The organism is Fibrobacter succinogenes subsp. succinogenes S85 (assembly GCF_000146505.1).
GTDB lineage: Bacteria > Fibrobacterota > Fibrobacteria > Fibrobacterales > Fibrobacteraceae > Fibrobacter > Fibrobacter succinogenes.
The window spans coordinates 2,194,519-2,218,551 of sequence record NC_017448.1 but is presented as its reverse complement, the minus strand read 5'-3'; the positions used below and the strand labels follow the sequence as shown (position 1 = coordinate 2,218,551).

26 protein-coding genes and 1 tRNA gene are annotated in these 24,033 nt (G+C 46.4%); 20 read left to right on the top strand and 7 right to left on the bottom strand.

Annotation, left to right across the window (positions count from 1 at the left end; all coding sequences use genetic code 11):
• The first annotated feature begins 111 nt into the window (after nucleotides 1-111).
• The 5 genes from FSU_RS09200 to FSU_RS09180 are packed head-to-tail and all read left to right on the top strand — an operon-like array spanning nucleotide 112 to nucleotide 5,343.
• Nucleotides 112-1,509, top strand: a complete 1,398-nt coding sequence (locus FSU_RS09200) for a histidine-type phosphatase (protein ID WP_014546149.1) — start codon at nucleotides 112-114, stop codon at nucleotides 1,507-1,509.
• A 6-nt stretch (nucleotides 1,510-1,515) separates the two neighbouring features.
• The gene (locus tag FSU_RS09195; protein ID WP_014546148.1) at nucleotides 1,516-2,592 is read left to right on the top strand and encodes a tetratricopeptide repeat protein; all 1,077 of its coding nucleotides are present in this window, start codon (nucleotides 1,516-1,518) and stop codon (nucleotides 2,590-2,592) included.
• A 9-nt stretch (nucleotides 2,593-2,601) separates the two neighbouring features.
• Nucleotides 2,602-3,753, top strand: a complete 1,152-nt coding sequence (locus FSU_RS09190) for an iron-containing alcohol dehydrogenase family protein (RefSeq protein WP_014546147.1) — start codon at nucleotides 2,602-2,604, stop codon at nucleotides 3,751-3,753.
• 9 nt (nucleotides 3,754-3,762) lie between these two features.
• Nucleotides 3,763-4,695, top strand: a complete 933-nt coding sequence (locus FSU_RS09185; RefSeq protein ID WP_014546146.1) for a bile acid:sodium symporter family protein — start codon at nucleotides 3,763-3,765, stop codon at nucleotides 4,693-4,695.
• Nucleotides 4,696-4,737: 42 nt separating this feature from the next.
• A complete protein-coding gene (locus FSU_RS09180) occupies nucleotides 4,738-5,343 on the top strand; it encodes a LemA family protein (protein ID WP_014546145.1) in 606 nt (201 codons plus the stop codon).
• Nucleotides 5,344-5,435: 92 nt separating this feature from the next.
• Here the strand turns inward: FSU_RS09180 and FSU_RS09175 are convergent, their stop codons facing one another.
• Nucleotides 5,436-6,221: a hypothetical protein gene (locus tag FSU_RS09175; RefSeq protein WP_014546144.1), complete on the bottom strand. Its 786-nt coding sequence runs from the start codon at nucleotides 6,219-6,221 to the stop codon at nucleotides 5,436-5,438.
• 266 nt (nucleotides 6,222-6,487) lie between these two features.
• Here FSU_RS09175 and FSU_RS09170 point away from each other — a divergent pair, with 266 nt between their 5' ends.
• Complete coding sequence (locus FSU_RS09170) at nucleotides 6,488-7,540, top strand: glycosyltransferase family protein (RefSeq protein WP_014546143.1); 1,053 nt, start codon at nucleotides 6,488-6,490, stop codon at nucleotides 7,538-7,540.
• 26 nt (nucleotides 7,541-7,566) lie between these two features.
• On the opposite strand, the gene FSU_RS09165 is transcribed toward FSU_RS09170, so the two are convergent.
• From FSU_RS09165 to FSU_RS09150, 4 genes are all read right to left on the bottom strand, one after another.
• A complete protein-coding gene (locus FSU_RS09165) occupies nucleotides 7,567-8,259 on the bottom strand; it encodes a DUF4328 domain-containing protein (protein WP_014546142.1) in 693 nt (230 codons plus the stop codon).
• Between the two features lie 418 nt (nucleotides 8,260-8,677).
• Nucleotides 8,678-9,076 (bottom strand): pyridoxamine 5'-phosphate oxidase family protein, encoded by a 399-nt coding sequence (locus FSU_RS09160; RefSeq protein WP_014546141.1) that lies wholly within the window; start codon nucleotides 9,074-9,076, stop codon nucleotides 8,678-8,680.
• 125 nt (nucleotides 9,077-9,201) lie between these two features.
• Nucleotides 9,202-9,705: an O-acetyl-ADP-ribose deacetylase gene (locus FSU_RS09155; RefSeq protein WP_014546140.1), complete on the bottom strand. Its 504-nt coding sequence runs from the start codon at nucleotides 9,703-9,705 to the stop codon at nucleotides 9,202-9,204.
• A gap of 12 nt (nucleotides 9,706-9,717) precedes the next feature.
• Entirely contained in the window at nucleotides 9,718-10,254 is a 537-nt protein-coding gene (locus tag FSU_RS09150) for a hypothetical protein (protein WP_015732021.1), read from the bottom strand.
• 211 nt (nucleotides 10,255-10,465) lie between these two features.
• Between FSU_RS09150 and FSU_RS09145 the strand changes: the two genes are divergently transcribed.
• The 11 genes from FSU_RS09145 to FSU_RS09090 all read left to right on the top strand — a co-directional run bounded on the left by FSU_RS09145 (nucleotide 10,466) and on the right by FSU_RS09090 (nucleotide 18,741).
• A complete protein-coding gene (locus tag FSU_RS09145) occupies nucleotides 10,466-10,870 on the top strand; it encodes a VOC family protein (RefSeq protein ID WP_014546139.1) in 405 nt (134 codons plus the stop codon).
• A gap of 205 nt (nucleotides 10,871-11,075) precedes the next feature.
• On the top strand, nucleotides 11,076-11,609 hold the full coding sequence (locus tag FSU_RS09135; protein WP_157747943.1) for a hypothetical protein: 534 nt from the start codon (nucleotides 11,076-11,078) through the stop codon (nucleotides 11,607-11,609).
• 301 nt (nucleotides 11,610-11,910) lie between these two features.
• The gene (locus FSU_RS09130) at nucleotides 11,911-12,420 is read left to right on the top strand and encodes a hypothetical protein (RefSeq protein ID WP_244263602.1); all 510 of its coding nucleotides are present in this window, start codon (nucleotides 11,911-11,913) and stop codon (nucleotides 12,418-12,420) included.
• 916 nt (nucleotides 12,421-13,336) lie between these two features.
• The gene (locus FSU_RS09125; RefSeq protein WP_015732019.1) at nucleotides 13,337-13,990 is read left to right on the top strand and encodes a 16S rRNA (guanine(527)-N(7))-methyltransferase RsmG; all 654 of its coding nucleotides are present in this window, start codon (nucleotides 13,337-13,339) and stop codon (nucleotides 13,988-13,990) included.
• Nucleotides 13,983-14,768, top strand: coding sequence for a ParA family protein (locus FSU_RS09120; protein ID WP_014546136.1), 786 nt, complete (start codon nucleotides 13,983-13,985; stop codon nucleotides 14,766-14,768). Before FSU_RS09125 ends, FSU_RS09120 begins: the two co-directional genes overlap by 8 nt.
• Before the next feature lie 111 nt (nucleotides 14,769-14,879).
• Entirely contained in the window at nucleotides 14,880-15,878 is a 999-nt protein-coding gene (locus FSU_RS09115; protein WP_014546135.1) for a ParB/RepB/Spo0J family partition protein, read from the top strand.
• Between the two features lie 10 nt (nucleotides 15,879-15,888).
• A complete protein-coding gene (locus FSU_RS09110; RefSeq protein ID WP_014546134.1) occupies nucleotides 15,889-16,689 on the top strand; it encodes a M23 family metallopeptidase in 801 nt (266 codons plus the stop codon).
• Between the two features lie 29 nt (nucleotides 16,690-16,718).
• The gene (locus tag FSU_RS09105; RefSeq protein WP_014546133.1) at nucleotides 16,719-17,096 is read left to right on the top strand and encodes a bactofilin family protein; all 378 of its coding nucleotides are present in this window, start codon (nucleotides 16,719-16,721) and stop codon (nucleotides 17,094-17,096) included.
• Nucleotides 17,097-17,437: 341 nt separating this feature from the next.
• Nucleotides 17,438-18,187: a metallophosphoesterase family protein gene (locus tag FSU_RS09100; protein WP_015732018.1), complete on the top strand. Its 750-nt coding sequence runs from the start codon at nucleotides 17,438-17,440 to the stop codon at nucleotides 18,185-18,187.
• A gap of 35 nt (nucleotides 18,188-18,222) precedes the next feature.
• Nucleotides 18,223-18,294, top strand: a tRNA-Met gene (locus FSU_RS09095).
• Between the two features lie 21 nt (nucleotides 18,295-18,315).
• Nucleotides 18,316-18,741: a hypothetical protein gene (locus tag FSU_RS09090; protein ID WP_014546131.1), complete on the top strand. Its 426-nt coding sequence runs from the start codon at nucleotides 18,316-18,318 to the stop codon at nucleotides 18,739-18,741.
• 82 nt (nucleotides 18,742-18,823) lie between these two features.
• Here FSU_RS09090 and FSU_RS09085 read toward each other — a convergent pair whose 3' ends face one another.
• On the bottom strand, nucleotides 18,824-20,032 hold the full coding sequence (locus FSU_RS09085; RefSeq protein ID WP_014546130.1) for a glycosyltransferase: 1,209 nt from the start codon (nucleotides 20,030-20,032) through the stop codon (nucleotides 18,824-18,826).
• Nucleotides 20,029-20,493 carry a hypothetical protein gene (locus FSU_RS09080; RefSeq protein WP_014546129.1) on the bottom strand — a complete coding sequence of 155 codons (465 nt, stop codon included), beginning with the start codon at nucleotides 20,491-20,493 and terminating at the stop codon, nucleotides 20,029-20,031. The genes FSU_RS09085 and FSU_RS09080 overlap by 4 nt, the downstream gene beginning before the upstream one ends.
• A 73-nt stretch (nucleotides 20,494-20,566) precedes the next feature.
• Here FSU_RS09080 and FSU_RS09075 point away from each other — a divergent pair, with 73 nt between their 5' ends.
• The 3 genes from FSU_RS09075 to FSU_RS09065 all read left to right on the top strand — a co-directional run bounded on the left by FSU_RS09075 (nucleotide 20,567) and on the right by FSU_RS09065 (nucleotide 24,016).
• Nucleotides 20,567-22,390, top strand: coding sequence for a DUF4954 family protein (locus FSU_RS09075; protein WP_157747942.1), 1,824 nt, complete (start codon nucleotides 20,567-20,569; stop codon nucleotides 22,388-22,390).
• 32 nt (nucleotides 22,391-22,422) lie between these two features.
• Nucleotides 22,423-22,986 (top strand): M48 family metalloprotease, encoded by a 564-nt coding sequence (locus FSU_RS09070; RefSeq protein ID WP_015732015.1) that lies wholly within the window; start codon nucleotides 22,423-22,425, stop codon nucleotides 22,984-22,986.
• 79 nt (nucleotides 22,987-23,065) lie between these two features.
• Nucleotides 23,066-24,016, top strand: a complete 951-nt coding sequence (locus FSU_RS09065; protein WP_014546127.1) for a hypothetical protein — start codon at nucleotides 23,066-23,068, stop codon at nucleotides 24,014-24,016.
• The last annotated feature ends 17 nt before the right edge of the window (nucleotides 24,017-24,033 follow it).

Sequence of the window (24,033 nt, the reverse complement as noted above, 5' to 3'; positions counted from 1 at the left end):
ATATTTTCGTTTCAACTTGAAAAGCCCCTTTAAAGTGCGTTTTTACGGGGATTATGGGCTTTAGCGATTTAGTTTACTCGCACCGCAACACCAATATATTATATTGGAGACATGAAAAAGTTGGATTTTGCCAAGGGCATTTTTGTACTCGCAACGGGATTTTTCCTCACTGCAACCGTGAACGCGCAAGTTAGCGACGAAGAACTTGCAAAGCACCCCGAATTTACTTCTAGCGGCTATTTAGTGTACCCGGAACCCGTAAATATTAAATATACCAAGGCACCTGCCGGCTACAAGCCGTTCTATATCAGCCATTACGGGCGTCACGGTAGCCGCTACCACCACAGCGCCGAAGAGTACACCTACCTTTTTGAAACGCTCGCCAAGGCAGATTCCGCCCAGAAACTCACCGAACTCGGCAAACAGGCACTCGTCTACACAAAAGTCCTCGTAGACAAGGCGGCCCCCCGCAAAGGAGACCTCACGCAAGTGGGCGTCAAGCAGCACGAAGGGATTGCAAACCGCATGTCCAAGAATTTTGGGGATGTTTTCAAGGACTGGAATATCGGCGGGAAAAAGATCACACCGTATGTCAGGTCGTATGCGAGCACGAGCGGCCGCTGCATCGTGAGCATGGCCGCATTCATCGGAGAACTCCGTTCGCTGAATCCGAAAATCCATTCCGAACTCATCTCCGGCAAAAGCTACATGAAGTTCATCAGCGCCTTTGACTGGGGCAAGCTCGACTATTCCAAAGTTAAGACCTACACGGACGAAAGCGACAAGCTCTGGAAAAACGTCAATCCGCAACAGTTCCTGGAAAAGCTATTCAATGACTACAAATACGTGATGAATAACGTGGACACCAACGGATTCTACAACCATTTTTTTGAAATTGCGACATCGCTCCAAGGGATGGACAAACCGCTCCTTGACGAAATCGCCCAAGCCGCCAAAGTACCCGCCGACACCTTTGTAAACTTGTTCACAACGGAAGAAAAAATTGCACGCTGGAAAGCGCAAAACGCCTGGTGGTACAGCCTTGAAGGTACAAGCCCGCTCATTAACCGCCCCGATGGCCTCAATTTTGCAAAGCCCACGCTCCAGAATATTTTAGAAGAAGCCGACGAAGCGATTGCCGTTGATACAACGATAAATGCTCGCGCCGTCCAAACGCCAATTGCAGCCACGCTCCGCTTTGGCCACGACGCCACACTCCTCCCGTTATCTGCACTCATGCAGTTGCCCATCGCAAATGCCAAGGTTTCAGACCTCTCAAAATTGCACGAACAGTGGAACGACTTTAGAATCATCCCGATGGCGGCAAACTTGCAGATGGTATTTTACAAGGCAAAAAACAAGCCCATCCTCGTCAAAATTTTGTACAATGAAATTGAACAGACGTTACCCATCGAATGCAAGGCTGCGGACAAAGTACAATGCCCCGCCGCCCCGTACTACCGCTGGGATGATGTCCGCAACTTCTATAGCGCCCTTCTCAAGAACTAACTTATCATGAAAAAATCCATTGCTCTCATTTTAGCTCTCGTCGCCACGCTTTTTGCTGCGCCAAATGCAACCTCTAAGGCATCGTCAAAAGCTTCCAAAGCCGAAGCCGTCAAAAAGCTCGTTGACCAAGGCGTGCAATTTCACGAACAAGGTCAGTATGACGAAGCTCTCGCCAAGTACAAGGAAGCCGAAAAGAAGGACCCAAAAAACGCACTCGTCAAATACGAGATGGCTTTCACATACCATGCCAAACGCGATCTGGACAAATCGCTCTCTTACGCCAAAGCCGCAACAAAGCTCAAAGCCGAGGGCATCGAAGAAAATCTCTACAGCCTGCTCGGTACCGTTTACGATGACAAGGGCATGCCGGATTCCGCACTCGCCGTCTATCGTGAAGCGTTCGCCAAATTACCGAATTCGTTCAACATCCCGTATAACGCAAGCATCACGTACATGCGTATGAACAACGCAGACAGCGCCTACGCCTGGATCAAGCGGAGCATCAACAACTCACGCGTCCATGAAGGCAGCCATTATTACATGGGATTCTTGGCAAGCCAAATGGGTAAGTGGCCACAATTCTACGCGTACACCATGTACTCCACATTCATCAGCAAAAAAGCCGAAATCATCCGCGACAACCTTTCGAGACTTTATGGCCGTACAAAATCATTCGTTCTCGTAAAAGACAAAAAAGTCGAGATGAACACGCCCAAAATCAAGCAGGCAGACAGCGATTCCACCGTCAACAACGAATTTCTGCTCGCCATCCAGACCATACTTATCACGGACACGCTCGGCAAGCGCAAGCTCTACGACCAGGATTCCACCTCCGCACAGCAAATGGAATTCCTGATCCACATCCTTGAAAAAGCGATTAAGCTCGTCGCCTTCACCGATGAAATCAACGACCCAATCCAGAGATTTTATCAAGGACTCATCCGCGAAAGCCTAGTGGAAGCGTTTATCTATTCCCTTTGCGAACCGATTGACCGCCCGACATTTGCACAGTGGCTCATTAAGAACCGCACCGAACAGGCGCGACTTTACCAGTGGTTCAACAAAGAATGGCTGATGCTGTAAGGAGACATCATGCGATTTTACGTACCTACGGATATCTACGTTGAAAAGGACTGCGTGAAGAACCACGCGAAAGAAATGCTCGCCGTCGGGAAGCGCGCGCTCATTGTCACTGGACACAGCTCCGCTAAGGCTAACGGCTCCCTGAATGACGTGACCGAAGTTCTGAACAATGGGGGAGTCGCCTACCAGATTTTTGATGAAGTTGAAGAAAACCCGTCCACCGATACCGTGGGGAAGGGTGCTCAAATCGCAAAGGATTTCAGCGCTGATTTTATTATCGGCATTGGGGGAGGTTCCGCTATCGATGCCGCCAAAGCTATGGCGATTCTCCTCGTGAATCCAAACGTGAACGCAGATGAACTGCACAAAGCGCCGAGTCATCCGCTTAACCACGCACCTGTTGTCGCCGTCCCGACCACTTGCGGAACAGGCTCCGAAGCAACACCGGTCGCCATTATCACAAACCACAAAATCAATTTAAAGAAGAGTATTCCGCACAGGATTTTCCCGGTGCTTGCGCTCGTTGACGGAAAGTATCTCGCCTCCGCCAAAAAGCAGCTGATTGTAAACACCGCTGTTGACGCGCTTGCGCACATGGTCGAAAGTATCTTGAACGTTCACTCGAACATGCTCAACCGCATGTGTCCCGAATATGGCCTCAAACTTTGGGGAGAGTGCAAAAACGCGCTCATTGCCTCGGTCGCCGCGAACAATACCGTCGCGCAAAATACCTCGCAAAAAGCCGCGCCGATTGATGCAAGTTTGTACGAAAAACTGATGTACACCTCCACAATCGCAGGCATGTCCATCGCCATGACAAGCACCGCCGTACCGCACGGCATGAGCTACGATCTCACGCTCAGCAAAGGCACGCCGCACGGTCCCGCCGTCGGGTACTTCCTCGCCGCCTACGTCGAAATCTGCCAAAAGAAAGTTCCAACCGATGTTGAAAAAATCCTCTCGCTTTTAGGATTGCAAAGCATTGAAGAATTTGAAGAAATGCTCCGCAAGCTCATCGGCACATGCACCGTCACCCGCGAATTGCGCAACAAGTTCGCTGCCGCGATGAAAGTGAACCGTTCCAAACTCGACCTCGTTCCCGGCGGCATTACCCCCGAAGAAGTCGAATTCATCTACGATAAATCTCTGATTGTAGGGTAGGGAAGTCCAATGCGTATTCTTGAAAAGATTAGCGAATTTGTTGGCAAGTGGATGGCAATTGTCGTGCTCGCGATTGCAGCGCTCTCGCTATTCGTCCCGAAATCAACACTCTGGATTGAACTTTCCTGGGTGAATTACCTCCTGATGGTCGTGATGTTTGGCATGGGTCTCACGCTCAAACTCAGCGACTTTGCACTCGTCTTTGCGCGACCGAAAGAAATCACCATCGGCTGTGCCGCGCAGTTCATCGTGATGCCCGCGCTCGCGTTTTTACTTTCGAAAGCTTTCGGGCTCGATGCCGCGCTAATGGCGGGCGTGGTTCTCGTGGGCACTTGCCCGGGCGGCACCGCGAGCAATGTCATCACTTACCTCTCGAAAGGCGATGTCGCACTTTCCGTCGGCATGACTAGCGTAAACACTTTGCTTGCCCCGATTTTGACACCGGCGATTACCTACCTGCTGCTGCGCACAACCGTGAATGTGGACATAATGGCGATGTTCCTTTCCATCGTGAAAGTCGTGATCGTCCCGATTGCGCTCGGGTTCGTCATCAACAAGTTTTTTGGCAAGTGGACCACTCGCGCCGTGAAAGTACTTCCGCTCGTTTCCGTAATTGCCATCGCAATGATCGTAGCCGCCGTCGTCTCACACAATGCCGCAAAAATCATCTCGACAGGCGCCATTGTTTTTGCCGTGGTGATTCTCCACAACCTCCTCGGTTACGGCTGCGGATTTGGACTCGGCAAGCTATTGCACTTTTCCACCTCCAAGACCAAAGCGCTCTCCATCGAAATCGGCATGCAGAATTCCGGACTTGCCACAAGCCTTGCAGGCACCGCATTTTCGTCACTTGCGATGGCGACCGTCCCCGGCGCAATTTTCTCCGTATGGCACAACATTTCCGGTGCGATACTCGCGAACATTTACCGCCGCAAGGAATAAACGCAAAATTTGTATATTGACACCGTAAAAACCGGAGAAATCATGAAAAAAGCTTTAATCGCCGTTATCGTTGTCGTCGTCATCCTGCTCATCATCGTCGGGAAAGGCATCGGCACATACAACAACATCATCGCCCTTGAAGAAGGCGTCAAGACACAGTGGGCTCAAGTCGAAAACACCTACCAGCGCCGTTTTGACCTCATCCCGAATCTCGTCAGCACCGTGCAAGGCGAAGCCAACTTCGAAAAGAGCACCCTCACCGAAGTCATGGATATGCGCAGCCGCATGGGCGGAACCATCAAGCTCGACGAAAGCCTCATGAACGACGAAGCCGCACTCAAGCGCTTCCAAGAAATGCAAGGCACCCTCAGCGGAGCCCTCCAGCGCCTTATGGCCGTCTCCGAAAACTATCCGGATCTCAAGAGCAACAAGAGTTTCCAGGAACTCCGCGTACAACTTGAAGGCGCCGAAAACCGCATCGCTGTTGAACGCAAGCGCTACAACGAAACCGTGCAGGCATACAACACCACCATTCGCCAGTTCCCGACAAACATCGTCGCCGGATTCGCAGGCGCCTCCCCGAAAGCCCTCTTCTCAGCTGACGCAGCCGCAAGCGTAGCCCCGAAAGTTCAGTTTGATATAAAATAAACACGCGGAAAACGTCCTGCAAAAGAAAACGCAAACAGCCTGCTCAAAAAAGCAGGCTGTTTTATTTGACATCTTAAGTTGTTCAAATTAAATTATACAACTTCAATCAAACACACAAATGCACCTCGCGATAGCATTTTACTACTTATAAAATCAATTTGATCTTTTATCGCCTCATCTACATCAGCTTCATCAGAGTCCAACGTTTGCGAAATCCATCCTTTTAATTGAGGCGCATCAAGTTTTTGATTCAAAACATATCTTACCTTGGAAACATGAATATGAGGTGCATTTTCATCATTATGTCTATTGTTCGTTAATTGATAATCTTTTTTACCATGCCCAGAGCTAATATCTACAAATTCTTCTGGAATTTCATTTTCCGAAACAAGCAATAAATATGTAACAATAGATTCATTAGCATCTTTTATTTTTTTTAACCTTTTAAAATCGTTATCTATTAATGTCCTTGAACTGCGATGTAATTTGACTTCAAAAACAACTTTTGCTTTATCCCTTAAAAAACCTTTTTCTTGTTTATTATCATGAGCAAGAATATTATGAACTTCATTTTGATTATGATTATTTTCCAGTTCAGCCACCGTAAGATCCACTCTTTTCCCATCCACATCTTCTGGGATATTTTCTTCTGTAAAAAAGTTACAATACTGTCGTTCACATAATACTATTTCGTCCTCATTTGCACCAGATTGCAACAACGATGAAAATTCTGACACAATAGCACATTCAGACAACGGATAATAATTATAGAGGCATTTTTTATAACCAATCCAATAAGCCAATCCCTGCATCGCATTCACAATATATTCAGGAACTTTAGTAAAACCATTTTTATATTTTTCGTATTCTCTTTTCATAGAATTTTTTCCTGTTATAGTTTACTTTTTCTCATATGATTGAAAATAACTTCATACCAAACAAAGTTCTATCTACAATCGTATTCCTATTTTTTGACCAAATATAAACAAAAAAAAATTTCAAAACAAACTTGTCACAAAAACATATTTTTTTATAAACAAACACTTTATTTTTTCTAAATACAGCATCTATTTTTCACAAATTCTGCGTATTCCCCTCCTCATTCCGCGGCACTTCCATCAAACTTTTTACTACTTTTCCTTCCATGATCAGAACGCAAGTTATCGTGCATCCTTATGACATGGCGCAATCCGACTGGGTTCGCTGCATTTTGCCTTGCACCCAGTTCATGGGGCCTAACGATTTTCAGGTCGTGCCGTCTATCACCCAGATTGTCTGTGCGAACAAAGACGCACTCAAGCAGACGCGGGCGGTGATTCTGCAGAAGCCGACGGCGCCGGGTCGCGCGCAACTTGCGTTGTTCTATGCGAAGCTCAAGAAGGAATGCGGGTTCAAGCTCGTGACTGACCTGGATGACTTGCAGTGGGATTTGTCACCGGTGATCGCTTCGTACGCGAAGCAGATTCCGAATCACGACCAGATGATGCTCACGAGTCTCAAGCAGGTGTTGCCGCTGTTTGACGTGGTAGTCTGCTCGACGCGCTACCTCGCGAGCCGCATCAAGTCCGACCTCGGCGTAAACGCGGTGGTGATGCCGAACGGTATTTCAAAGTCGCTGTTCGGGATGTCACAGAGGACGTCTGCTTTCTCGGGAAAACCGAAGGTGATGTATGCCGGCAGTCTCGGACATTTCACAGCCGAAATTCCGGGCGACCTCGAAGGCGCATGGATTCCCTGGATCCGCAAGCACATCGAAGACGGGAGCATCGACTTCCAGATTTTTGGCGAGCCGGATTTTCTGAAGGACCTCGACGGAAAATTCACGAAGATTCCTTTCACGAGTTTTTTGCCGTTCGCACAGACGGTCGCGAGCTACAAGCCCGACTTTTTCCTGGCACCGCTCGCCGCCAACAATTTCAACCGCGCAAAGAGCGACTTAAAGCTCAAGGAAGCGGCCGCACTCGGAGCGGTTTTCATCGGGAGCGATTTCGCAAGTTCTCCGTACAGCTACATTCCGAAAGAACAGTTAGTCAGCTCAAGTGCGACGGTCGACGACCTCGATGCGATTTTCAAGAATCTCTGCGAGCCGGAAAAATTTATGCAGGCGCTCAACTGGCAATACCAGGCGATGGAAGAAAAGCACTGGGCGCACGAAGATCCGGAATTCCAGAAAAAGTACGTCGCAACATATTTTTAGTCGCGCATTCCAAAATTCAGAAAAAATTATTGTTTGTCGCGGAGCTGGTCAGCGGCACGTTCAATTTCGCGTTCGCGAATAATTTCATCGACACGCTTGCGGAAAAGCGTTTCTGTGTGAACATTATAAAGTTCACGTTCTTGAGCAATGTAAAACATGAAGCATTTGATGTACAGGCCAACGCTCACGACAGTTAAAATATTTTCAGTCAACCCACGAATCTCTTGACCGGTAGGACTGCTGAAACCGATAAACATCAGGGCCAAACACCCGACCGAAGCCAAGACCCATCCAATCAAAAACTTTTTCGGGAAACGATCCTTCAAAATTCCACGTTCATGCATGCAATCCTGTTGGCGTGCAACCATGTCATTGAAGATCCAAAAATGCAAGACGAAACCTACAAGGGGGATGCAAGTGAGGAGAACTGCTCCCATAGGCGAAAAGTCTGTTACTGATATAACTCGCAAATTTGCAATAGCACGATGCAGCCACGATAAGAAGCTGACCAAAAATGCAATCAGAGAAAAAAGCATTCCCAAGCTCACCAAAGCACCGAAGGCAATACGAACCAAAACCGAAGCAGTCACGGTATTATCATTCGTACCAGGAAAGATTGCATTAATGGGCGAGCTCCAAAAAAAGTAAAGGATGAATATAACAAAGATGGCCTTCATCCAAAAAAGTGCGCGCTCGCCACGTTTCGTATTGTCCTGCATAAAGCCTCCACAAAGAAATATAATATATGTAAACCGAATAAATGAAAGCCTGACTAAATTTTCCGTCTACAAGCGTAAAAATATATGTTGATATAATGTTATCAAATATTCAACGCGAATCAACCTTTTATCTCACAATTTTACATATTATCCACAAAAACTGAAATTGTTCCACGTGAAACATAGTTATTGTGAGAAAAATTGTTCATTATCTATAAACAATAAAAATGAATTTTTACAGTTTTTTTTGATTTATAAATTCAATAGTTAATAAAATTAAGTCAGTTTATCAACTACATAATATATGTTGTATTAAAATTTAGAGCGCTATAATTGTTCCATATGAAAAAAGCCAAGCTCGCGGGGAACTCGGCGTCTAAAGAATACGCCCCAAGGTGGGGCAGAACAAAAGAACTATTTAGAACTTTATGGTACGCGGTGCTTCAGTGAAGCTGCAGAACGTGGCGGTAGCATCCTTGAAGTAGAGAACTTCGGTGTTTTCATCGTCCGGGGAATACATACGCTTGAGTTCAGGGTAGGCTTCAAGCATATGGACCTTGGGTTCACGGCGATCATCACGGACGAGCGTTCCGCTCAAGCGCAACCACTTATTGCAAGTCTTATTCATGGCGCAAAGCTGAACCTTGCCGTTTTTCTGGATCTGCTTCGAAACGTTCTTGGACTTACCAGTCTGGATGTAGAGCTTGCCCTCAAAAATTTCAATAGTACCGAACGGGCGTACTTTCGGCTCGTCACCATCAACCGTTGCGAGGAAATAGGCACCACATTCCTTGATAAAGTTTTTAACTTCTTCCATTATATACTCCTTATTTAAATTACAGTGGACAATATAAAAAAGAACGGGGTATTATAGAGAGACGCAATTAGATTTGCTGACGAAGCGCCTTTTTTACCGACCTTTCGTCACCACGGTCTTTATTGCTAAACTCGCTGCAAAACTTCTTGATAGATTTTTTTCATTTGCGCGCTGAAGCAACAGAAGATGACCTTCTTGATATTCCGTGCAGGATAGTCGTGGACCGTATTCACGGCTATTTCGGTTGCTTCTTTCCAAGGGTATCCATAAACGCCGGTAGAAATAGCGGGGAAGGCAACAGTCTCACAATTATTCTCTTCGGCAAGAGCAAGGCAGCTTTTATAGCACGATTCCAAAAGCGCAGGTTCACCATGCTGACCGTCACGATAAACCGGTCCCGGGGTATGAATCACAAACTTTGCCGGGAGCTTAAACCCAGGAGTGATTTTAGCATGACCCGTTTCGCAACCTTTCAGGGGAATACACGCCTGCAAAAGTTCCGGACCTGCCGCACGATGAATTGCCCCATCAACACCGCCGCCACCTAACAGCGAACAGTTTGCCGCATTCACGATGGCATCGACTTTAAGCTTGGTGATATCACCCTGGATAACTTCAATATTGATCATGAGGACCTCCTTTTAAACCCAAATTCCGAGACCCGAAGGAAGGTTAAGAATGATGTTCATATAGGTTCGTTTTGAATTTACCAAATATCCCATTTCGAAATTCAACAAATCCATAAATGCACCTACGCGGACAGACCCACCATATTCAAATCCGGTTTTCCTTTTATAACCGATTTCCGGTCCGACCGAAACCTTGAACATTGTCAAAGGTCCACCAAAAAACATATACTGTATCGTAGGCTGCAAATAAGCACCAATTGTAGGCGCCCAAAGAGCCTGGGTTCTGAGAGTCCACACCCACGAATGTTTCGGGACCTCATTTACTTGGGAGGTCGAAGCATAAAGAATATTGAAATTGCCAAATATCCAGTCGGCACCTACGACAAAACTATTCATTCCGCCAATAAATAGATCCCAAGGAATCAGTGCAAGGCCGGATCCGTTCGAGTTAACTGCGGCATTTTCTATTTTTTGGGATTCATCGGCAAAGGATGCGTTTGCCATGAAAAGGACAATTAAATAGGGGAGGAAGAATTGATAAAGTTTCATGTGATAAATATACTAATATATAATAGAAATCTGCGACTCTCGGCTCATGTGTTGGGACTACGATTACATCGTAGTCCTACACTCTGCGAATACCAAATAAAAACATACGAGTATGTTTTTGCTTGGTATTCTTGATTGTGTTTCACGTGAAACATGATATGTTCATGGAATTTTTTCTATTCGAAATAGGTATATTGTTTATAGAGGTTTTATGAAGATTGAACATATTGCCATCTGGGTTAAAGATATCGACAAGGTATGCGAGTTCTACCGGAAATATTTCGGCGGGGTAGTCCACCCGATTTACCATAACCCAGCAAAACAATTCACCAGCCGATTCATCACTTTCGATGATGGTGCCCGCCTAGAAGTCATGCACCGCCCTGATATATGTGTCGAACGAAATGTTGGGACTGTCGAGATGTTTCACGTGGAACATCTCGGATTTACCCATCTTTCCTTTTCCGTCGGTTCAAAAGAAGAGGTCGACCACCTGACCCAACAAATGTCTTCCGAAGGGACTCCTATTGTAGGTCAACCTCGAACTACCGGCGACGGGTATTACGAAAGTGTCGTCCTCGACCCCGAAGGCAACAGAATAGAGATTACTATATGATTAAAAAGACTCTTACCATATTCCTCATCTCTATATCTTTTGCTTTTGCAAAAATATCTGTATTGGAAAATCCAGTGCAGGATTCCACTTTTTCTATAGACCTAAGCAACATCTACGAAAACAAATACAACCCTTTCCAGGTAATATTCTTAGGAGGGATAGGATATACATCCACCACAAAAGATTTGAAGTGGATATATTTTGCATGAGCGCTCAAGACATGGGGAGCAAGCTTTTCGGCATCGACCGACTACTTACAGACTATACATTTCTACGATTTGATCGCAGGCTAGAAAGAACCGAAGGTGACAAGAAAATCAATGACTTATCAATCGGAAGTGCAGTATCGTTTATAGGATTTGGCATTCTCGGAATGGCAGCTCCAAAAGAAAGTACCTTACGGAAAATAGCATTGGGAGGAATGTGGTTTGCATCCGGAACAACAAAGTACATATTGCATGGAAACAATCTTTCCGGAGTTGCACTGGCCGAAAGTCATGCCATAGAATGGTTCCTTAGATCTGAAGGACAAGACAACAAATACCATTATTCCGTTAAAGAGTTCGGATTCGTTGAAGAAATGGGAATACAATTTGGGATTTTCTTAGTTCAGTTAACAGCAGGTGTTTCTTTTGAAATCACCAACAAGCAACGCAATGTTGGATGGTTTTTGAAAATGGTTACACTTCCGTTCTTCATAGAAAACTTTTCGCGACAAGAACAAAAACCAGCTCACTAACAAATATCCTTGCATTTTCTCATCCATTTGATTAGATTTACACACAACTTAATTATCTATTTAATCTTTTCAAATATATCTTGGGGGAGTTATGAACTCTAAAATTTTTCTTTTAGCAGCAGCACTATTTGTTGCCTGCAGCGATGATTCATCAAGCACAGCACCTGTCAATAATTCACCCACCAATAATCCTGTAGGATATACCTACACCAACTGTCTCCAAACAGTATTCGATTACAAGAGATCTACTCTTTCTATCTACGACAAGGATTATCATGGTTTAGTACCAGACAGTCTTTACATGGACAAGGGTAGCGCTAGTAATAGAGGCAAATCCATCTACATTTATAAAGCATACTGGACTGGCACACACCTCGACAGTGCTTACGAAGCAAACCTCCGCAATGGTGAATGGACATACCAGACCACTGTAAGAACCCAAGAACCTACAGTTGTACACGAAGGCAACATTTGGACAATAACTGAAACAGTCGGCGATGTAAGCAATACAATGACCATCTATTTCGACGGGGATTCCTTGGCCACCACATCCACCGACGAAGACGGCGAATCTACCATCACTTACGTCATGAAAACAGATACCATTTTCAGAATTGATTATAATGAAATCATTGTCATGGACGAGAACGATAAAAATACCTGCTATAGGAAAGAACATCGTGGCGACATTTGGTACACCTGGAATCGTTACGAAACTGGTGTTAAAGACGGGATGGTCACACTGACCGATACACATACGGAAGATGGGGAAGACCGCAAGACCGGAACTTACTTCTTTTTATACCGCTAACATTTAGCTTTAAACTTCTTGAACATCCTCCCAGAATCGGGAGGATTTTTTATATGTTTGGACTATAGCAAAGCCATAGTCCAACACCCATCGGTCAGCAAATAAAAAAATGCAAGCATTTTTTCGCTTTCTGACCTCGGCTGTGTTTCACGTGAAACCTCTACAGGGCGAATGTAGCGCCCATACTTGTATGGGCATTACTGAGCCCCAAGAGGTAGGACACAAAGTGTCCTAACAATTGCAAACCGAGAAAGCGGCGGGAAACTTGTTTACCGACATTTCCGAGGTGCAGCAAGTTGGCTCCGAAGGAGCAAACATAGTCCAAACAAAAACAAAGCGACTCTCACCTTAACAATTTTTGCGCAAGCGCGAACTCAGCGGTTCGGTCATAAAAATAAGCAAGCTTATTTTTGCGACTCTCACCTTAACAAGTTCTGCGCAAGCGCTATGTTGGTCGGCTCGGTTATGGAAAGCATGCAAGCATGCTTTCCGCAACTCTCGCCTTAACAACATTTGCGCAAGCGCGAAACTGGCGCCTCAGCTATGAAATGTATGCAAGCATACATTTCGCAGCATTCGGCTTAACAGTTTCTCAACATTTATCAAAATGTTATCAACATATATTTTATGAATTTTAGGGAGCGGGGGAGTTTGTTAATTGTTTTCTAAAAAAGTTATACTAAATTTCAAATCGGAATATGATAGTCAAAAATGTTCCACGTGAAACAATTGCAAACCGAGGAAGCGGCGGGAAACTTGTTTACCGACATTTCCGAGGTGCAGCAAGTTGGCTCCGAAGGAGCAAACATGCGATAGCGAGTGTCGCGACGGGGTGCTTGTACACCGGCATGACCGAGCATGAGCATGTTGGACACGAAGTGTCCAAACATTTTTCCATATCACAAAAAGAGAAAACTTGAGTTATAGAACTAACAAAGCGCAGCAAGATCTTTTGAACCAGTTCCTTTCGGGACATGGCGTGCAGCTGTCCGAAGAGACTCTCGACAAGCTTTACCAGTTTGCAGACTTGGTGGTGGACACCAAGGAATATGGTAACTTGATTTCGGCAAAGGATTCTGAAAAGTTTTTAAGCAGGCACATTGCCGACTCTCTCGTTCCCTTTGTGTTTTTAGGAAAAACACTGTCCACTCAGGATGACACTGTACGCTGGGCAGATATGGGTGCTGGAGCAGGTTGCCCAGTTTTTCCGCTTGCAATTGCCATGCCGAACGTGCAGTTCTATGCTGTCGAACCACGCCACATGCGCGTGAACTTTATGCAGATGGTCAAGGAAAAGCTCCACTTGGACAACTTGACCGTCGTCGGCAAGCGCTTTGAAACTTCCGGCCTCACCGACCTTGATTTTATCAGCTGCCGCGCCCTCTCGACTTTTGAAAACGACTGGGAACGCGCCCAGGCAGGTCTCAAGCGTGGTGGTGTTTTTGTCACGCTGAAGAGCTTCAACAATATTGCCCATTTGGAAAACGATCCGAAAGTGCATATCCAGAAGTATGAACTTCCAGAAGAAGAACAGGTGTACGCTCTAGTCACCCGAGGTAATAATGAGTAAAATTATCGCCATATGCAACCAAAAAGGTGGCGTCGGTAAAACTACTACGGCCGTGAACTTGGCCGCGAGTTTTGCAGCCCTTGAAAAGAAGACACTTCTTTTAGACATGGACCCGCAGGGTAATGCCTCTCAAGGTCTCGGTTTCATGGAATCCCAGGACATGGATATCCACGAAATTCTGGACATGGCTGGTAATCCGGACAATCTCACGCTCGAAAATATCAAGCCCGCCATCTTGGACACGTCGCTTGAATACCTCAAGGTCATCACTTCTGGACCGGACCTTGCCGTCATGGAAATTGAACTTGTCAACGCCATGAGCCGCGAACGCAGACTCGAACGCGTGATGAACGTTCTCAAGCAGGAGTTCGATTTTATCATCATCGACGCTCCTCCGAGCCTGAACTTACTCACAATTAATACACTGACGGCCGCAACAAGCGTGCTCATTCCGGTGCAGTGTGAATATTATGCATTGCAAGGTATGACTGAACTTTTCAAGACCATCCGTGAAGTCCAGAAGAATCTGAACTCCAACTTGAAAATCGAAGGCGCCCTCCTCACGATGTACGATTCCCGTCTGAGCCTTTCAAAGCAGGTCGCTGAAGAAGTTCGCGAGAACTTGAGCGACACCGTTTTCCAGACGATGATCCCGCGCAACGTGAAACTCTCCGAAGCCCCGTCCCATGGCAAGCCGGTCATCCTTTACGATGTACAGAGCACAGGCTCGCAGTCGTACATGAAGCTCGCCGAAGAAATACTGAATAAGGAAAAATAGAACTTAGAGCTTAGAGCTTAGTATTTTTTTCTAAGTTCTAAGAGCGAAGCGGTCTAAGTTCTGCCAACTAAATATTCTAGCAACTATTAACTACTAACTGAGAACTAAAAAATGGGTAAACAAGCACTTGGTCGCGGTCTCTCTGCAATTTTTAAGGCACACGATGTTCTCGGCAACTCTGTCGATAACGCCATCAACAATACCGGAGCTACTGAAAACGTAAATACGGACAATCAGAAAATCGTCGAAATCAACATTGACTTGATTGACCCGAACCCGTTCCAGCCGCGCAAGTTCTTCGACGACGATGAACTTGTCGAACTTGCTGAAACCATCGAAAAGCACGGCCTTATCCAGCCGATTGCTGTCCGCAAGGTGGGCGACCGTTATCAAATCATCAGCGGTGAACGCCGTACTCGTGCATCGAAACTTGCCAACTGCAGAACCATCAAGGCTCAGGTTTACGACAATCTTGACGACAAGACCATGAGCGAATGGGCTCTCATCGAGAACATCCAGCGCGTGGACTTGAACCCGATTGAAGTGGCACAATCCTACCAGCAGTTGATCGACAACCACAACTACACGCACGACGACTTGGCCAAGACGGTCGGCAAGTCCCGTTCTGCCATCACGAACGCACTTCGTCTCTTGAAACTCCCGAACCAGGTGCAAGCCTGGATCCAAGAAGGCAAACTTGCAGGCGGTGCCGCCCGTGCTCTCTGCAGTGAAAAAATTGCAGACCCGGAAGCTCTCGCAAAGCGCGTCATCGAAGAAGGCTTGAACGTTCGCCAGATCGAAGCTATTGCCCGCGGTGAAGATCCGTTCGCCCAGACGAGAGACGAGGGAGAGACGAAAGAAGCTGAACCGGAAAATGGCGCATCTACTCCCGAAGAAGATGAAATGCCGGAAGTCCACGGCAGCGAACCGAGACCGAAGCCGGAACTCAGCGCTGACCTCAAGAACTTCGAAAACAGGCTCGAAACATTCTTCGGTACAAAGGTCGCACTCAACCCGAACGCCAAGGACCAGACTAGAGGCACCATCGTCATCAACTATTATTCCATGGACGACCTGACAAGAATCCAGGAAATAATGGACAATCGCTAACGGTAAAATCGTGAGTCGTAAGTATTACACCATCCAGATTATTCCGGAAAACACGACCGGTGCAAGAAAGTTCCGCATTTCGAACAAGCAATTTGTCTTGTTCAATGTCGGGCTTGTCCTTGTTGCCATCATACTTATTTTATTCATAGTCCACATTGCAAAAATCAACAAGACTCTCGCAAATTATGAAAAGATGCGCGTACACAACGCACAGCTCGTGAAGCAGAACGCGAACTACGAAGAGTTCTTCTCGAGACTTGATTCACTGTGGATCATGGAAAACCGAATCCAGAATATTTTCGAGACATTCCTTGAAAACGACTCCAACAAGATTAACAGCATTATAGAACGCAACCGATTTGCGCACGTGCCTTCAGCGAAAAACCAAATCGACTTCGAAGGGATACACAACTGGCTTACGACCGACGAAAAAATTCGCTTGGAACGCATCCCGAACGTCATCCCGGCCGTAGGTATCATCAGCAAAAAATTCTCGTATGAAAACAAGCACCTGGGAATTGACATTTCTGCACGCAAGGGGAACCCGGTCTTTGCATCGGGTAGCGGCAAGGTCACATTTGCAGGTAATAGCGGCGACCTTGGAAACACTATTGTCATCGACCACCAGAACGGTTACAAATCGTCTTATTCACACCTCAAGAGTATCAGAACCCGAAGAGGAGCGAATGTCACAAAAGGCGATGTTATCGGTTATGTAGGCGACACTGGCAACACGAGCGGTCCGCACTTGCATTATTCCATTACCAAGAATAACCTGCCGCAAGATCCGGAAACGATATTTACATACTAGAAGATAGCCAAATAAGAAAGGGGAAAATTATGGCGAGCAAAAACGAACAGGAATTTACTCAAGTTGGTAGAAGTGTCCAGGTCAATGGAGATATTGCCGGAAAAACGGATTTGCGCATCGCCGGAAAGGTTTATGGAAACGTCTTTATTGACGGAGAACTGATTCTCGAAAAGCTTGCAATTATAGAAGGCGATGTCAAGTGTGGCACCGCTATTCTTGCAGGTGCTATCAAGGGAAATGTAGAATGCAACGGAAAGCTCATTCTACAGGACAATGCCAAAATAATCGGTAATGTAAAGGCAGAACAGCTCGTCATCAACGAAGGAGCCATCTTCCAGGGTGCTTGCGACATGAACGAAACGCCTGCAGGCAAGAAGGAAAAACAATCAACCACCTCTATTAAATAATATTAGATATATTTATATATAGTATTTAATATTTAATGTAGTGAATAGTGGATAAAAATTTGAAATCAAAAATGTAACTCTATGAAAATCAACGAGTTACAGAAATAAACAAAATGTGGATTAATGTTGAAAATTTAAAATCTATTCACTTTTTTCAACGTTGATAGATGTTGAACCAGAGTTTTCAATGTTAATTCACGAAATGGTCACGAAAGTATGTTGAAGATTGTGTGACAAAGTTCACAAAAGTATGCCTGTCATCACAAAATGCATAAAAAAACGGACAAACTTTTCATTTTCGTGTCTCAATAGCTATATTCATGTATATTCTACGTAGTTGTATGGAAAAGAAAGTACTCAAGATAGGTCAGATATCGGATGCGCACATCGGTGACGATGACCGCCTTGTGCAGGATATCGATGTTCGCAAGAATTTCCTTACGGCCTATAATTCCGAATCCATGAAGGATTTGGACCTTTTGGTGCTTTCTGGAGACTTGGCCGACAATGCGTCCACAGACGCCTATTCTTTCATTGCCGGTGTCATCAAGGACAGCAAGGTCCCGGTCTGCATTATTCCTGGAAATCACGACAATCTTGAAGTCATGGAAAAGGTCTTTGACTTGAAGGACAAGGTCCATAACGGAAAGTGCTATTACCGCTACGATCTCGACGGACGTTCGATTTTCTTCTTGGATAGTGCAGACGGCACGGTTTCGTCCGATCAGCTTTCATGGCTTGAGCAGGAGACGGCTAAAATTGATGGTGAAGTCCTGCTGTTCCTCCATCACCCGCCTTGCCTTTGCGGCCACAAGTTCATGGATTTGAGATATTCGATGAAGAATATTGCCGAAGTCCAGGCGACGCTTTCGAAGATTAAGAATCTTAAGCATATTTTTGTCGGGCATTACCACAGCGAGATGACTATCCAGCTTGAAGACAAGACTGTGTATGTCACGCCGTCGACGCAGATGCAGATTGACCCAAACATTACGGTATTTTGTCTGAGTTCGGCTGCACCGCGCTGGCGCCTGATAGAGTGGGGCGAAAATTTTATGGAAACAAAGGTTTATTTTTCAAATACCCCTTGAAATTCCTGAAATCATTTACTAAATTTGCAATCAATGGCGGTTTAGCTCAGCGGTAGAGCACTGGAATCATAATCCATTGGTCCGGGGTTCAAATCCCTGAACCGCTATTACAAAAAAAAGAGGCGAGCATGTCAAAAAAAATTCTAGTAATTTCCATTTTGGCAATCGCCTCTTTTTTTGTTTCCTGTTCTGACAAGCAGCCGGAAGCAAAACCATCAAACCAGGTCGTGCTGCCGCAGTCGCAGCCGATTGTTCCTGTGCTTCCGTTTACGGCTCCTGCAAAATCCAATATCACTGTTGAAAAGGCAATCACTTACGCAAAGGCAAGCAATGGGCTTGTTGAACTTGGCGTGATGTGGTCTGGGAAAATTGACAATGCCAAGGATTTTGAAAAGATCCAGATTCTCAATGCCTACAATGTGGCTCGTGACCAGCTTTGCACTCGTGCAGGCTTGCAGGGTGGCATTGCGGAATTTGACTGGATTACGAATGTGGCTATGAAGAATCCGGAAAACAAGCTTGCTTTCGAAAAAGCCGGATTTAAGGTCAAGTAATTAATTACTGGAAATATCAAAAAAAATGCCGCGAAGAATCGCGGTTATTTTTTATCTGTTTTTACTTCTAACTTCCTACTTCCTACTTCCTACTGTCTACTACTTTCTTGTACACTTCAACCTGGCGTTCGATGATGCCGTCCCAGGTGAAGCATTTGTCAATGCGTTTGCGGGCGCCGGCAAGGAGTTTTTGAATCAATGTCGGGTCTGCTTCGAGACGCTTGAAGGCATTGGCAAGTGCAACAGGGTCTTTTTCAGGAACGAGAATTCCGGACTCTCCATTGACAACGACATCCGGGATGCCACCGACATTGCTTGCAACAATCGGCAGTCCAAGTTCCATCGCTTCGATGAGCACGACCCCGAGTCCTTCGGTGTCACCCTTGTGATCAACGATGGCCGGTAGCGTAAAGACGTTTGCCGTGCGGTATTCGTTTGCGAGATCTTCAGGAGAAAGCTTTCCCGTGAAAATGATTTCGGCCCCTCTCTCGTCTTTCGTCTTTTGTCTCTCGTCTAATAAAGCTGCTTGCTGCTTAAGCTGTTCGGTCAAGTCACCGACACCGACAATGCGGATTTCGAACTTGTCTCTGGGCAGGTATTTCGCGGCTTCGATGAGGTAGCAGATTCCCTTGCGTTCGATGTGCCGCCCGACAAAGAGAATTTTGAATTTGCCGTTGCGACACTCACCTTGCAACCTACTCGTCTCTAGCGTAGTTCCGTACGGACTCCATTCAACGTCTACGTTGCGGAGCGCCTTGATTTTTCCGGCGGTGAAACTTGAGTTTGCAAAGATCGCCTGAGCCTGTCCGATGGCAAATTTCAGGAGCGGTTTGACCCACTTCTTTTTGCGGATGAGCAGGAGTTCTGCACCATGGAAGTTCAGTACGAGCGGAATTTTAAAAAGCTTGGCCGCACCGAGTGCAATGTAAGCGTGCGGAAACGGCCAGTGCGCGTGAATCACGTCAGGGCGCCACTTGCGGCAAATCCTGATGCACTGAAAAAATCCGTTGATGATGTAAGGGATGGCGAGCAGTTGCAACCATGGCTTGGAGGCCATCTTGCTTGGGGCGCCTTCTTCGTGCGTGAGGATTTCCCAGCTTGCGGGTGCGTAACGGAAGCGGTTCACGTGCGTTCCGTCAATGTCGTGGCTCTTGAGTCCTTTGTATGCAGGAGCGAGTACCTGGATTTCAACGCCCGCTTTTTTCAAATGCGCGATGGAAGTGCGCAGCCAGGGAACTTCGGCATCTTCTTGAAATCTTGGATAGACGGAGCCTATGACGAGGACTTTCATTGTTCCTGCTTTGCGGCCTGCTGTGCCTGGATATCCTGGATGCAGCTCGGGTAGACGATGGGCTTCACGTTTTTTTCAAGCACAAGGTTCATGATTTCAAAATTGTGCTTGCTTGCGGTACGGATGAAGCGACCGACAAGGCGTGTCCAGCCGTCGAGCTTGGAGTCCAGCAGCAATAGTCCGATTCCGCTTTCGTGTTCAAGGAATCCGAGAACATCGTTTCCGCGCTTGTTCTGTGAAAGCGTCTCTAAGAAAATGCTCCAGAACTGGTGGGAGTTGCTCTCGTTGGCGAGAGTGATATTGATGGACTCGAAATCAAACTCTATATACACGAAGGAACTCTTATCCTCGTCACTGCGGATAATTTCTTCCTGACAACGTCTCTCAAAAATATCTTCGGTATAGATGGAGATATTGTATTGATGTTTTTTAATCAAGTTGAAGAGTTGTTCCTTCATCATCGTCCCTAATTTAGTCTATTTTTTAACCATGCAGCGATTGTTAAAATTGAAAAAAGCGCTGAAGAGCAGTGTTTTGGCTACTTCGGTCGAAAATTTTAAGGCCATCAAATCAGCGACTGGCAAGTACCGTCCGATGACGGCTTTTGAAATCCAGATTTTGGAGAAAAACGGGAACAATTGCGACGACTGGTCAAAGGTACTGGTTGAACCTGACTTTGACCCGAACCGCATTTTCCGTTCAAGTTTTATGGGCGATGTGCGCCTCCCGAAATTCTTTGGCACGCTCCTCTTGCCGGGCGATATTTCGGTCGCTACAGGTATTTACGATTGCATGGTCCACAACTGCATTATCGAGAACGCCTTGATTTACAAGGTCTCGACGTTGAGCAATGTACTTGTGCGCAGTAGCGCGGTTGTGCAGAATGTAGGAACGCTTGTCAGTAGCGGCAAGATCAATTACATGGTCGGTTCGTCTATCAACGTGGGTAACGAGATGGGTGGCCGTGAGGTGCTGGTGTTCCCGGAACTCACGACGGAGCTTGTTGACTTGCAGTTGTTCCACAAGGCAGAACAGAGCGTCCAGGATTCGTTTACTGAAATGCTCAGCACGTACAGGTCTGAACTTGCGCTGCCGTTTGGAATTGTGGGGAAGGGCGCAGTCGTTTCGAATACGAACATTATCCGCAATAGCTGGATTGGTGCGCATTCCCGCATTGAGGGTGCTGCGAAGATTCGCAATTCCATCATCATGAGTTCTCTCGAAGAATCAAGCCACGTTTACGATTCCGTGATTCTCGAAAATACGAATGTGCAGATGGGCGTTAAGGTGCATACGGGCGCTGAAGTCCAGAGCTCCGTGCTCATGAGTCGCTGCAAGGTCGGTTGCAAGGCAATTGTGAAGTCGTCTATCATTGCACCGTGCTGCCATATCGAAGAAGGTGAAGTCAATAGTTCTTACATGGGACCGATGACGCAGATGCACCATCATTCGCTTTTGATTGCAGCGCTTTGGCCGGAAGGCTGTGGCAACTTGGGCTACGGTGCAAACGTCGGTAGCAATCACACGGGCCGCATGCCGGACCAGGAAGTAATGCCTGGTCAGGGAATGTTCTTCGGTCTTGGCGTGAATATCAAGTTCCCGTCGAATTTCCGTGAGTCTCCGTTTACTTTGATTGCAAGTGGACTCACGACTTTGCCGCAACGACTCAAGTTCCCGTTCTCGCTGATCCATGCGGGCGACCCGCAGCTGGTGGGTGTGGCTCCGCGCCTCAACGAAATTGTGCCGGGCTGGAACTATGCAAAGAACACGTATGCGCTCGATCGCAATGCGTACAAGTACGCTATCCGCGGTAAAGGCATTGTGCCGTCTACGTTCTACTCGATTTACAATCCTGAAACGGCTCGCTTGGTGTTTGATGCGTACAACCGCTTGCAGGTGAGCAAGGTCAAAGACGTTTATACGAAATCTGATATTGACGGTCTTGGTGAAAACTTCTTGCGCGAACGCGTGAGACAGAATGCTATCAAGACGTATGGTGAATATCTGGAACGTTATGTGCTCGATCTGATGCTTACGCTTGTGGAAGGCGACGAATCGCTTTCAAAGCAGTCTCCGCGCGAATTGCGTAAACTGCTTGGCGATACGAATAAGGAAATTGCGCGTGTCGTGACTCTCCCCGAGACGATGGATGATTTAATCAAGCGTTACAGACAACTTGACAAGGAATGGTTTGATAGCGTAAGTCATGGCCTGGATCGCGATAATGAACGCGGTCGCAAGATTTTTGATGATTACGATAGCGCCCATCCGGTGGACAAGGGATTCGTGGAGTGGGAAAAAGCCCGCTTTGAAGAATCGGTCAAGCGTTTAAATGCTATTGTGAAAAATCTCGCATAGGCATCCGATTGAACTGCGCAAATATTTTTGTTATGTTGTTATATATTTTACTTTGTCTTGAAATTGCGTTGCGTGTTGCGATTGAAGTTCGCGAACGCAGATTGACGCAGTTGCGTGGTGGCGTGTTTGCCGTGTTGCGGTTGATTCCGTTGGTAAACGATATTGTGCCGCTTCCGGAAAACCGCAGGGAACCGCAGAAAACTCAGTTTGTGGAAAAACACGAAGAGGGCCATCGCGTTTTGCGCCATTCAATTTTGCGTAACTTGATGAAGGTTGCATTTTTAATGGTGGCCGTGTGGTTCTTGGCGGCGATGGTCACTCGCTGGAATTCAAGCTTTTTCGAAGCGATTTTGTGGCTGCATTTAGTGGCGATTCCGTTCCGCTATTTTTTCAATTGGTATTGCTGGACTCAGGAGTTCGAAGCGGATGCGTATGCGTTTAAGGAAGTAGGGAAGCAGAAGGCGAAAGCTGCCATGCAGGAACTTGCCGAATGCGAAATCCCGTACACGAAATTTTTTGCATCAATTTACAGGGAACATCCGACCGTCGCATTACGCAGCCAGAGAATGCTTAAGAAAGTAGTAGGCGGGCGGTGATTAGTGGTTAGTGGTTGGTGGTTAGTAGGCAGTTTGTTTACTACTCCAATTTTTTGTATATTCCCTTTTGAGGTTTAAGATGTCTCGTTTTACTTCATTGAAAAGTTTCAAATTCTTTTTTTCGCTTGCGTTACTTTTAGTTGTTTCTGCTAATGCTTTTGACTTGACTGTCAAGGCAAATGTCGATAACGCACAGGTCTTTATCGGCGACAAGTTTAATTACGAAATCCAGGTCACGGCGCCTGAAAATGCGATTGTCGATTTGCCGAGTTTTGTCGGTAACCTTGGTAGTTTTGAAGTCAAGGAAATGAAGAACGAGAAAATTACTGAGGGCATGCCTAAAGGTACTGCGAAGTTCACTTGGCTTGCAACGCTCAATACATTTGTAAGTGGCGACTTTTTGATTGCCCCACAAGAAGTGAATGCCGTTGTCGGAACCGATACGGTCAAGACGCACACGGACCCGGTCGCGGTCAAGGTTTCTAACCGCACAACTGGCGAAGAAGCGGATATCCTCGAAGTGGAAGACCCACTGAGCGACCCAAGACTCCCGCAGTGGCTTTATGTATTGCTCGCTGTACTTGGTGTTGCATTGCTCGTGTTCCTTGGCTGGTTCTTGCACAAGAAATTTGCAAAGCGCGGTGAAGCTCCGCAGCTCCCGCCGTACGAAGAGGCTGTGCTTGCTCTCAAGAATTTGCGCAACAAGAATTATCTTGCCGAAGGCAATCAAGGCGATTACTTCATGTCGCTTGGGTTTATTACACGTCGTTACATTGAGCGCCGTTTTGAAGTCGATATTCTTGATGCGACTGTCGCGGAACTCAAGAAGCGTATGGCTCATGTCGCAGGGCTCCCGCAGGCATACAAGGAATCTGTGGTGACGCTCGCCGTCGAAACGGAACCGGTAAAATTTGCAAAGATGAAGCTCGAGGGCGAACGCTGCAAGTTCTGGGACGAATGGGCTGACCGCCTGCTCGAAGATACCAAGCCGATGCCTGAAGAAGAAAAAGAGAAGAAGGGAAAGTCCTAAAAATACTCGGTGATGAT

What these genes read in the sequence shown, in the direction of transcription:
- FSU_RS09200 (WP_014546149.1), top strand. Translation starts at nt 112, where the DNA reads ATGAAAAAGTTGGATTTTGCCAAGGGCATTTTTGTACTCGCAACGGGA.
- FSU_RS09195 (WP_014546148.1), top strand. Translation starts at nt 1,516, where the DNA reads ATGAAAAAATCCATTGCTCTCATTTTAGCTCTCGTCGCCACGCTTTTT.
- FSU_RS09190 (WP_014546147.1), top strand. Translation starts at nt 2,602, where the DNA reads ATGCGATTTTACGTACCTACGGATATCTACGTTGAAAAGGACTGCGTG.
- FSU_RS09185 (WP_014546146.1), top strand. Translation starts at nt 3,763, where the DNA reads ATGCGTATTCTTGAAAAGATTAGCGAATTTGTTGGCAAGTGGATGGCA.
- FSU_RS09180 (WP_014546145.1), top strand. Translation starts at nt 4,738, where the DNA reads ATGAAAAAAGCTTTAATCGCCGTTATCGTTGTCGTCGTCATCCTGCTC.
- FSU_RS09175 (WP_014546144.1), bottom strand. Translation starts at nt 6,221, where the DNA reads ATGAAAAGAGAATACGAAAAATATAAAAATGGTTTTACTAAAGTTCCT.
- FSU_RS09170 (WP_014546143.1), top strand. Translation starts at nt 6,488, where the DNA reads ATGATCAGAACGCAAGTTATCGTGCATCCTTATGACATGGCGCAATCC.
- FSU_RS09165 (WP_014546142.1), bottom strand. Translation starts at nt 8,259, where the DNA reads ATGCAGGACAATACGAAACGTGGCGAGCGCGCACTTTTTTGGATGAAG.
- FSU_RS09160 (WP_014546141.1), bottom strand. Translation starts at nt 9,076, where the DNA reads ATGGAAGAAGTTAAAAACTTTATCAAGGAATGTGGTGCCTATTTCCTC.
- FSU_RS09155 (WP_014546140.1), bottom strand. Translation starts at nt 9,705, where the DNA reads ATGATCAATATTGAAGTTATCCAGGGTGATATCACCAAGCTTAAAGTC.
- FSU_RS09150 (WP_015732021.1), bottom strand. Translation starts at nt 10,254, where the DNA reads ATGAAACTTTATCAATTCTTCCTCCCCTATTTAATTGTCCTTTTCATG.
- FSU_RS09145 (WP_014546139.1), top strand. Translation starts at nt 10,466, where the DNA reads ATGAAGATTGAACATATTGCCATCTGGGTTAAAGATATCGACAAGGTA.
- FSU_RS09135 (WP_157747943.1), top strand. Translation starts at nt 11,076, where the DNA reads ATGAGCGCTCAAGACATGGGGAGCAAGCTTTTCGGCATCGACCGACTA.
- FSU_RS09130 (WP_244263602.1), top strand. Translation starts at nt 11,911, where the DNA reads ATGGACAAGGGTAGCGCTAGTAATAGAGGCAAATCCATCTACATTTAT.
- FSU_RS09120 (WP_014546136.1), top strand. Translation starts at nt 13,983, where the DNA reads ATGAGTAAAATTATCGCCATATGCAACCAAAAAGGTGGCGTCGGTAAA.
- FSU_RS09115 (WP_014546135.1), top strand. Translation starts at nt 14,880, where the DNA reads ATGGGTAAACAAGCACTTGGTCGCGGTCTCTCTGCAATTTTTAAGGCA.
- FSU_RS09105 (WP_014546133.1), top strand. Translation starts at nt 16,719, where the DNA reads ATGGCGAGCAAAAACGAACAGGAATTTACTCAAGTTGGTAGAAGTGTC.
- FSU_RS09100 (WP_015732018.1), top strand. Translation starts at nt 17,438, where the DNA reads ATGGAAAAGAAAGTACTCAAGATAGGTCAGATATCGGATGCGCACATC.
- FSU_RS09090 (WP_014546131.1), top strand. Translation starts at nt 18,316, where the DNA reads ATGTCAAAAAAAATTCTAGTAATTTCCATTTTGGCAATCGCCTCTTTT.
- FSU_RS09085 (WP_014546130.1), bottom strand. Translation starts at nt 20,032, where the DNA reads ATGAAAGTCCTCGTCATAGGCTCCGTCTATCCAAGATTTCAAGAAGAT.
- FSU_RS09080 (WP_014546129.1), bottom strand. Translation starts at nt 20,493, where the DNA reads ATGATGAAGGAACAACTCTTCAACTTGATTAAAAAACATCAATACAAT.
- FSU_RS09070 (WP_015732015.1), top strand. Translation starts at nt 22,423, where the DNA reads ATGTTGTTATATATTTTACTTTGTCTTGAAATTGCGTTGCGTGTTGCG.
- FSU_RS09065 (WP_014546127.1), top strand. Translation starts at nt 23,066, where the DNA reads ATGTCTCGTTTTACTTCATTGAAAAGTTTCAAATTCTTTTTTTCGCTT.